The sequence below is a fragment of the Streptococcus sp. SM3 genome, assembly GCF_027497875.1.
Window position 1 is genome coordinate 1 of the sequence record NZ_JAJNSA010000125.1, and the last position, 6,557, is coordinate 6,557.

Here is a 6,557-nt window from a genome sequence, read left to right on the forward strand (position 1 = left end):
GCAATCCAAACCATTAGTTTATAGCTTACTTTGGGCATCCCACTTTTTACAATCATACAGTTCACGTATGATCCCGTCCCTTGGGTTCCAATATTTGCAAAAGCTACTAGTAGTAAACTTAAAAGGGCAAAGGCAGGTGTGCTTAGAGTTGATAGCATGGTTGTTGGATCACTTTCATAAACACCTGTTTTGACAAACATGGCTAGAGCCATGACTCCACCTGTCGCAACGAAGAATGGAGCAACAACCCCGTATGATAAGGCTGTAGCCCAATAGCCACTGCGTTCTGATTTTGCCAAACGTGGTAAGACTAATGCTTGTGTAGACCAAGAGAAGGCAAAGGCTACATTTCCTTCCCCAGAAAGCATGAAGCGTTCTAATGGAGTTAAATCTCCTTGGGTAGCCGGTTGAATGTTCATAATGTCAGCGATAGGAACGGCGACAAAGCAGATTCCAACGATAATGAGACCGACAATCAACAAGGCGATAACCAAAAAACGATTGGTCCATTTGATCACCTCTGGACCTCCAAGAGCAATCAGCGTTCCAAGGAGAACACAGAGAGTACCTAAAATCGGTGCCCATACTCCCTTGTCTAAACCAAGGCCAAAATTATTTCCCAAGTGGATCATAGAATTGGCAAAAAGATTAGCCGCAACGGCGTACCAGCCAAAGTTAGCTAAGCTAATAATGGTTGATAGCAAGGCTACCCCTTTTTTTCCTAAGACAGCCCTCAACCAAATCCACAAATCAATTCCATATTTAACCGCAAACAAGATTGGGAGACATTCGATAAAAACCCAGATAATGTTAAAGCTAAAAATATTAATCAACATTTGATTAAAGGTCAAATATTGAGCCACATAAGCTCCTTGGGTATAACACCAAGTTGCAATAGCAAAACCACTTGTCGATAAGAAGAGATCCCAGAAAGAATACTGACGATCCTTGTTGGTCATGGGAACAATTCCCGTTATCGTCTCCTGTTGAATAATGTCATTCATCTTGGACATTTTATTGAATACCTCCTGTCATGGCTAGGATAATCAAAATGAGGTTGACTATGACTAGGGCGATGACTATAGTAAAATCACTTTTTAAAAATGGCTGAGCAAACACATAGTTTGGTGATTCCATTTCTTCTAGCCTTCTTTTCGTTTCATTTGCTACTAATTCTTCAATTTCAGATGTCGGTTTCATCTCAATTCTCCTATAAGTATAAATCTAATGCAAGTTTTCCATACTGCTTGGTATAACGATACCAGATATAAAGAAATTCACCTACTGGTTTTCCAACGCTTTCTTGGAACAAGGCCCACAAAAACCAATAATATGAAGTCACTGAGACATAGGCAAAATAGTGACGTTTGGTTCTCTTGTCTGGAACTTCTTTTAAATAGATTTCAAGTACCTTTTCAGCTTCTTCTACTGTATAATTTGAACACCCGATAAAGGTTCCTAAATCTCCTGCTGGATCTCCCATACCAGAATATTCCCAATCAATCAAGCTCATTTCTCCAGCTTCATTCAACAAAAAATTTGGGCTATAAGAATCTCCGTGGCAGAGAACCTTTTTCGCTTTATCTTCTTGTAAAAGCTTCTCGAGAACTGAGACATTCTTATCCAACTCTTCAAGTCCATCAAATTCAAAACGATTGCTAGCTTTTAATTTTTGTCTAAAATCATCAATTCCCTCAAATTGATCAAAAGAATGATCTGTTTTTTCTCCAGATTGGTGCAAGCGTCTCAAGAGCTCCATTGCTTTTGCTACATCATCCCAATTATCATAATCTAGTTGCTTGGCATTAGGGATAAATTCTGAAATTTTCCAGCCCTCATTCTTGTTCATGGCAACAAAAGTACGGTCAATCTTTAATTTTGCAGCAATTTCCATGGAAGCCGCTTCACTAGCACGATCGATATAATTCTCCGTTCCTCTACCCGGATGACGGTAAACATATTTCTTCCCTAGGCAGTCAAATGAAAACGAAGTGTTGGTTAGACCATCTTTTAGAGGTTTGATATTGACAATATCTGAAGCTATACATCCTAATGTCTTACAGATGTTATCAATGATTTCCGAATTCGTATTCACCAAATAGTGTTCATCAAACTGACGCAACTCATCTAGTGAATCAAACTCCTTAACAATTTCTGCTGAATAATGCCGAGCTTCTAAAGGAAGCTCCTTGACGTGACGACTATAATAATCTTCCCAAAGTTGTTCGCGATATGGTTCGTGCTTAAATTCAGTTTCTAAAATATCTACAAACTTTTCACTAAATGCACGATCAAAATAAACGTGCCCCACCATAGCCCAAGTATTCGTCCCACCGATTTGAATATCGATAATCGTGTGATTGGAGTCTTCCTTAGAGCAGTATTCGTCTGTGTCTCCTTCTGCAAATATAGTCGAATAATAACCCCTGTAAATGTATCGTTCAAACGGATTTTCTACAAAATAATTATCCGATGAACAGATATAAGTGTTGGAAAGTTGATCTCTGACTAGCATGAGAGAAGAACAGTTATTGTATTTGTAGTAATCATTATTCACAACGATTTTAACGCCAAACTTTTCTGCCAGATAGAACATTTTTTCTTGCAGATAACCTACAATGACTGTAATATCCTCTATCCCAGCTTCTTGCAATTGCTTGATTTCTCTCTCAATCAAACGCTCACCTTTGACTTGAAGCAATCCTTTAGGTAGCTCATAAGACAAAGGTGCAAAGCGGCTACTCATACCTGCAGCCATGATAATGGCATTCTTCACCTGATACGGAGCCAAAGCCTCCTCACCTAAGTCAGTTAAGTGATTTTCCTCACTGATCCACTTCTCTTCTTTACATTCCTTGAGAAGATTATTTACCGTCCCCAAAGCGATATCTAGCTGTTCAGCCAATTGTCTCTGCGTAAAGTTTTCGTCTTTGTGAGTCAACAAAAAATGTAAAAGTTTAAATTGTTTTTTTGATAGCATATCCTCAACCTCTTTTGTTCAATGTTTTTATCTATTCGATTATACAATGAACATTTGCTTTTGTCAAGTTAGATTCTATAGTAAGAAAACAGGGAACTATAATATTTGTAGTGGGTAAATTCCCTATAGATATTATGAAGCCTATTTTGTTGTAGAAAAAGTTCCGTAATATCTAGAATGAAAAATGACCAAACCATCATTAGAAAGAATCGTATGGAACAATTAAATTAACAGGAATATCCACAGGAAATCATCGCTAAACTGGATTATGATGCTCTATCTCGTCCTGATTACGCTAGCCAAATGAAGAAATATGATTTTCAAAAATTGTCTAAAATTCCTTACCTTGAAACAATTGGTATCCCCAATAGAACCCCTTCTTAGAAAAGCTGTTTGAAGTGCTATCATTTCTCGAAAATGACTCTCTCCAAAACTTCTCTCATCAATAAAAATTGAGCAAAAGTTGATTGAAAAGACTTCTATGACCGATATTGCCCACCAGCAGGCCATTTCAACTTCAACTGTCATTCGCAAGCTCAATGACTTTCACTTTAAGCATGATTTTTCTCGGCTTCCAAAGACTATGTCTTGGGATGAGTACTCCTTTACCAAGGGAAAGATGAGTTTCATTGCGCAAGATTTTGACAATCTCAATATCATCACTGTTCTTGAGGGAAGAACACAGCCTATCATCCGAAATCATTTTCTGCGCTACGATATAGCAGTCCGATGTCAGGTGAAAATCATTACTATGGATATGTTTAGTCCCTACTATGCCTTAGCTAAACAGATTCGCTTTCTAATTTCTAGGCTCAGGCTGAAACAGTCTCCCAGACTGTTTCACTCCCAAACGCTAAAATCGTGTTGGATCGCTTTCACATTGTACAACATCTAAGCCGTGCTATGAGTCGTGTCCGTGTTCAAATCATGAATCAATTTGAACGAAAATCTCATGAATACAAGGCTATCAAGCGATACTAGAAGCTCATCCAGCAAGATAGTCGAAAACTCAGCGATAAACGTTTTTATCGCCCTACTTTTCGTATGTACTTGACCAATAAAGAGATTCTAGACAAGCTTTTGAGCTATTCAGAAGACTTGAAACACCACTATCATCTCTACCAACTCCTGATTTTCACTTTCAGAACAAGGAGGCAGACAAATTTTTCGGACTCATTGAGGACAATCTAAAGCAGGTTCATCCTCTTTTTCAGACTATCTTTAAAACCTTCCTCAAGGATAAAGAGAAAATTGCCAACGCCCTTCAACTCCCCTTTTCCAACGCCAAACTGGAAGCAACGAATAATCTCATCAAACTTATCAAGCGCAATGCCTTTGGTTTTCAGAACTTTGGAAACTTCAAAAAACGGATTTTTATCGCTCTGAACATCAAAAAAGAAAGGACGAAATTTGTCCTTTCTCGAGCTTAGCTTTTCATCAACCCACTACAGTTGACAATGAGCTCTAAAATCGAGCTCTGTGAATGAAGGGTAGACACACTTCATTCTGTTCCGTTTCAATGATTAGAAGCTAACCTTCCAGTGCAGATGAGAATTGCTTTGCAATCTCTATATGCAGACTAAAATAATCCCCTGGATTTGATGACTGCTTCGCAATCTCTATTCACCGACTAAAAAGGTCCCCCGGACTATAATGATGATTACTTCGTAATCCTCATCCACCGACTAAAACAATCCACTGGATTGTTTTAGCCACCAAGATACGCTTTTCTGACTTCTTCTGATGAAGCGAGTTCTTTTCCTGTTCCTGATAGAACGATTTTCCCTGTTTCCAGTACATATCCTCGGTCAGAGATTGCGAGTGCTTTATTGGCATTTTGTTCAATCAAGAGGACGGTTGTTCCTTGTTTCTGGATGTCTTGAATGATATCAAAAATCTCTTGAATAAAGATTGGGGCAAGTCCCATTGATGGTTCATCTAAAAGAAGAAGTTTTGGTGTTGACATAAGAGCACGTCCCATGGCAAGCATTTGTTGTTCCCCCCCTGAAAGAGTAGCTGCATCTTGGTTCTTCCGTTCTTCAAGACGTGGGAAGCGTGAGAAAACTTTCTTCAAATTAGCTTGATTTTCTTCACGATTTTTCTTTAAGAAAGCTCCCATTTCTAGATTTTCCATAACAGTCAAGCCAGGGAAGACGTGGCGTCCTTCTGGTACTTGTGAAAGACCACCTGCCACGATTTTCTGAGCCGGCATTTTTTGGATTTCTTGACCTAAAAATTCAATCTTTCCTGAACTCGGTCTAACCAAACCAGACAAGGTACGGAGAATGGTTGTCTTACCTGCACCATTGGCACCGATAAGGGAAACAACTTCTCCTTCATTCACTTCAAAGCTTACATCACGGACCGCTTGGATCATACCGTAATGCACAGAAAGATTATCAACTTTTAACATAGACATTAGGCTTCACCTCCTAGATAAGCTTCGATAACGCGTTTATTGGTCTTAATTTCGTCTGGAGTTCCCTGAGCAATCAAACGACCATATTCAAGTACGTAGATACGTTCTGTCACTTCCATGACCAGATTCATATCGTGTTCAATCAGCATGATCGTAATCTTAAATTCATCTTTGATACGACGAATTAACTCAGTCAATTCAGCAGTTTCCTGCGGGTTCATACCTGCGGCTGGTTCATCTAAAAAGAGAATTTTAGGTTCCGTAGCAAGGGCACGAACAATTTCCAAACGACGTTGTTGTCCGTAAGCGAGGTTTTTAGCAAGAGTCTCTGCATCCCCATCTAAATCAAAGATTTTCAATAATTCCAAAGCTTTAGCCTTTAATTCTTTTTCACTCTTATAAAAAGCTGGTAAGCGTAAAAAACTAGCAAAAACATGTTGTTTGTGATGGTTGCCAAAGGCAATCAAAACATTGTCCAAAACTGTTAAATCTTTAAAGAGACGGATATTTTGGAATGTACGTCCAAGTCCCAAAGAGGCAATCTTATAAGGTGACTTTCCATTCAAAAGGTGACCATCTAAAGTTACTGTGCCCTCGCTTGGTTCATAAACACCGGTCAAAAGATTGAAAAGGGTGGTTTTACCAGCTCCATTTGGACCGATTAGTCCAACCAGTTCACCTTCGTTCAATTCAAGAGTCACATCTCCAACAGCTGTTAGACCGCCAAAATGTTTGGTTAACTGTTTTACTTCAAGTAATGCCATTAGTTTTGTTCCTCCTTCTTAGATTTTTTAAAGAAACGTGATAGGCTCAATTCCCATGTTCCAAGAAGTCCACCTGGTCTGAAAATCATTACCAATACCAAGGCCAAAGCGTAGATAATCATACGCACGCTTGCAACATCTTGGAGAAGCATATTCAAAATTCCAAGAACAATAGCTGAAACAATGGCACCTGTAATGGAACCAAGTCCACCAAAGACAACAATGATCAAAACGTTGATTGAGTTGATGAAGGTGTAATCTTTCGGTACAACTGAACCGATAAATCCTGCCTGAAGTGACCCTGCAATACTTGCAGTAATAGCACCAAAGACAAAAGCGATGATTTTAATCTTAGTCGTATTAACCCCAACTGACTCAGCAGCGATTTCATCCT

The 6,557-nt window shown here is 39.0% G+C and carries 6 protein-coding genes and 1 pseudogene; 1 reads left to right on the top strand and 6 read right to left on the bottom strand.

Annotated elements, in window-relative coordinates:
• From PAN06_RS12520 to PAN06_RS12530, 3 genes are all read right to left on the bottom strand, one after another.
• Nucleotides 1-1,013: cytosine permease (locus tag PAN06_RS12520; RefSeq protein WP_269796484.1), on the bottom strand; the 1,013-nt coding region annotated here is incomplete at its 3' end.
• Between the two features lies 1 nt (nucleotide 1,014).
• Nucleotides 1,015-1,200, bottom strand: coding sequence for a hypothetical protein (locus tag PAN06_RS12525; protein ID WP_004261584.1), 186 nt, complete (start codon nucleotides 1,198-1,200; stop codon nucleotides 1,015-1,017).
• Between the two features lie 10 nt (nucleotides 1,201-1,210).
• Nucleotides 1,211-2,980 carry a phosphotransferase gene (locus PAN06_RS12530; protein ID WP_269796485.1) on the bottom strand — a complete coding sequence of 590 codons (1,770 nt, stop codon included), beginning with the start codon at nucleotides 2,978-2,980 and terminating at the stop codon, nucleotides 1,211-1,213.
• A 213-nt stretch (nucleotides 2,981-3,193) separates the two neighbouring features.
• On the opposite strand from PAN06_RS12530, the pseudogene PAN06_RS12535 reads away from it, so the two are divergent.
• Nucleotides 3,194-4,410, top strand: a pseudogene (locus tag PAN06_RS12535) (transposase).
• Between the two features lie 278 nt (nucleotides 4,411-4,688).
• Here PAN06_RS12535 and PAN06_RS12540 read toward each other — a convergent pair.
• The 3 genes from PAN06_RS12540 to PAN06_RS12550 form a co-directional block, all read right to left on the bottom strand.
• Entirely contained in the window at nucleotides 4,689-5,399 is a 711-nt protein-coding gene (locus PAN06_RS12540) for an ABC transporter ATP-binding protein (RefSeq protein ID WP_000062200.1), read from the bottom strand.
• Entirely contained in the window at nucleotides 5,399-6,163 is a 765-nt protein-coding gene (locus tag PAN06_RS12545) for an ABC transporter ATP-binding protein (protein ID WP_001185997.1), read from the bottom strand. The genes PAN06_RS12540 and PAN06_RS12545 overlap by 1 nt, the downstream gene beginning before the upstream one ends.
• Nucleotides 6,163-6,557 (bottom strand): branched-chain amino acid ABC transporter permease (locus PAN06_RS12550; protein WP_269796486.1); only part of this gene is annotated, 395 nt, incomplete at its 5' end. The genes PAN06_RS12545 and PAN06_RS12550, both read right to left, overlap by 1 nt.

Coding starts and splice junctions, on each gene's coding strand:
- PAN06_RS12540 (WP_000062200.1), bottom strand. CDS start 5,399: ATGTCTATGTTAAAAGTTGATAATCTTTCTGTGCATTACGGTATGATC.
- PAN06_RS12525 (WP_004261584.1), bottom strand. CDS start 1,200: ATGAAACCGACATCTGAAATTGAAGAATTAGTAGCAAATGAAACGAAA.
- PAN06_RS12545 (WP_001185997.1), bottom strand. CDS start 6,163: ATGGCATTACTTGAAGTAAAACAGTTAACCAAACATTTTGGCGGTCTA.
- PAN06_RS12530 (WP_269796485.1), bottom strand. CDS start 2,980: ATGCTATCAAAAAAACAATTTAAACTTTTACATTTTTTGTTGACTCAC.